The organism is Endozoicomonas sp. ONNA2 (genome assembly GCF_024606365.1).
Classification (GTDB): Bacteria; Pseudomonadota; Gammaproteobacteria; order Pseudomonadales; family Endozoicomonadaceae; genus Endozoicomonas.
Genome location: NZ_JAHHPO010001063.1, coordinates 1 through 2,404 on the forward strand (window position 1 = coordinate 1; position 2,404 = coordinate 2,404).

2 protein-coding genes are annotated in these 2,404 nt (G+C 50.6%); both read left to right on the forward strand.

Annotated features, from left to right (window positions below; genetic code table 11):
• Positions 1-1,044, forward strand: a 1,044-nt coding sequence (locus KDK14_RS18890; protein WP_257266759.1) for a hypothetical protein, incomplete at its 5' end; no start/stop codon positions are given.
• Positions 1,045-1,222: 178 nt separating this feature from the next.
• Positions 1,223-2,404 (forward strand): methionine--tRNA ligase (metG, locus tag KDK14_RS18895; RefSeq protein WP_257266760.1); only part of this gene is annotated, 1,182 nt, incomplete at its 3' end.

The following is a 2,404-nucleotide window of genomic DNA, read 5'->3' on the forward strand; positions in this document are numbered from 1 at the left end:
GTCACTGCTGATGCCACTAAAGTCCCGGGCCAACCCAGTGCTGTCAGCAAGCCAGCTGGATCAGGCAGCTCCTCAACCAGGCTCCAGCCATTGAAGCCGGGATCTGTCACTGCTGATACCACTAAACTCACGGGCCAGCGCAGTGCTGTCAGCAAGCCAGCTGGAGTCAGCAGCTCCTCAACCGGGCGCCAGACCGATGATATTGATCAAGTTCATTCAGAGCCCCTCCATCAGGCGTTAACAACACCGAAGCCTGCAAGCAACACCGCGTTATCTGCTACCAAAATACCCAGTCTGGCTGAATCGGAATCTCTCTCGGAAAGTGCGGATGATATCAAGCAAACATCTCAAACAAAGATAGAGAAAAAGCCTCCACACAAGAAGAAACGCTCAGCAACACAAACTTTCACTCAGTGCATGCCTTGCTGCACAGCAACTAAACGACCCGGAAGTCGGAACACAGATAAAAGCACTCGTTCTCAGGGTACTAAAGCATCGGAAAAACAAAAAAAATCGGATAAACGTGCCACACCGCTGAAACGAACTCGCTTCGCACCCATTCACAGAAAAGCACAAAAACAACCGCAAGCACCATTGGCAACCGCGCCTGATTCTGGGCCAGCCCCAAACAAGTCTGTTAGCGGTGCGAAAAAAGCAGCAACAGTGGGTACACCATCGGAATCTGACAAAGTTCGCACTCGCAGTATCGAAATCACCTACGCGTCCTTGGGGAGACATTTTGAAGTTTGCAAACAGACGTTTGCAACAGGTACGACCCTGGAAGATATTCAACAGTTTATGAATACTGAAATCAGCAATTTTAAAAGTTCGTCACGCAAACGCAAGCATTCCCTTCGGGCCAGGATCAGCTCTGAGGTAAAAGGTCTTGGCGATAGCAAGAAAACCTTTTCATTCGATATGGCGAAGACCGAAAATGCAAAACTGCAAGGTTCTGCGGCCATTGAAGCTTATCAGCAAGAAACAGCATCACTGCTTGATAAACTGAAAAACGCTGAAACCGAGCAGGACTCAAGTTTTGTATAAATACCCATGGCGCGTGAAAAAAATATTTTGCGCCACCCCTGAGGATGAAAAATGGTTAGGCAAAATATTTTTCACGGCAAATGTTGGAGCGGGTTTAACGCGGGACTGTTCCTGATAGGCTTTCCCGGGGACAGTTTGTATAATCGCGCATTCCCGTTTTTTATCCGACGACAGACCCATGAGCCAACGCAAAATACTTGTCACCAGTGCCCTGCCCTATGCCAACGGTCCTCTGCATATGGGGCATCTGGTGGAATACATCCAGACGGATATCTGGGTTCGTTTCCAGAAACTCTCTGGCCACCAATGTACCTATGTTTGCGCTGATGACGCCCATGGCACCGCCATCAGCCTCCACGCAGAAAAACAGGGCATTTCACCCCAAGAGTCCGTGGCCCGAATTAACATTGAGCGGGTTCGGGATTTTGCTGACTTCCATGTGGCGTTTGATAATTACTACTCCACCCACTCGCAAGAGAACCGTAAGCTCTCCGAAGCGATTTACCTGGCCCTGAAGGAAAAGGGCCACATTGCCAGCCGAACGATCATTCAGGCCTATGATCCTGAGAAACAGATGTTTCTGGCAGACCGCTACATCACGGGTGACTGCCCGAAATGTGGTGCATCTGGTCAGTATGGCGACAACTGTGAAGTGTGTGGGGCAACCTACTCACCGGCGGAACTGAAAAACGCCCGGTCAGCCCTCTCCGGCGCCGCCCCCGTTGACAAAGAGAGCGAGCACTTCTTCTTTAAACTCTCGGATTTTTCGGACTTCCTGAAGCAGTGGACCCGCTCTGGCACCATCTCTGACGAAATTGCCAACAAACTGTCGGAGTGGCTGGATGCGGGCCTGCAGGACTGGGATATCTCCCGGGATGCACCGTACTTTGGCTTTGAAATCCCCGGAGAACCGGGCAAATACTTCTATGTATGGCTGGATGCCCCCATTGGTTATATGGCGGCATTTGAAAATCTCTGCCAGCGCCGTGACGACCTGAGCTTTGCTGAGTACTGGCATAAAGACAGCCAGTGCGAAGTGCATCATTTTATTGGCAAGGACATTGTCAACTTCCATTGCCTGTTCTGGCCAGCGATGCTTCACGGTGCTGACTATCGGACCCCAACCCGGGTGAATGTGCATGGTTATCTGACCGTAAATGGTGAAAAAATGTCCAAGTCCCGGGGCACATTCATCACCGCCCGTACTTACCTGGAACACCTGGGCCCTGAGTATCTGCGTTATTACTACGCTGCCAAACTCTCCAACCGTATTGACGATCTTGACCTGAATACCGATGACTTTATCCAGCGGGTAAACTCAGACCTGGTAGGCAAGGTGGTGAATATTGCCAGCCGTAAT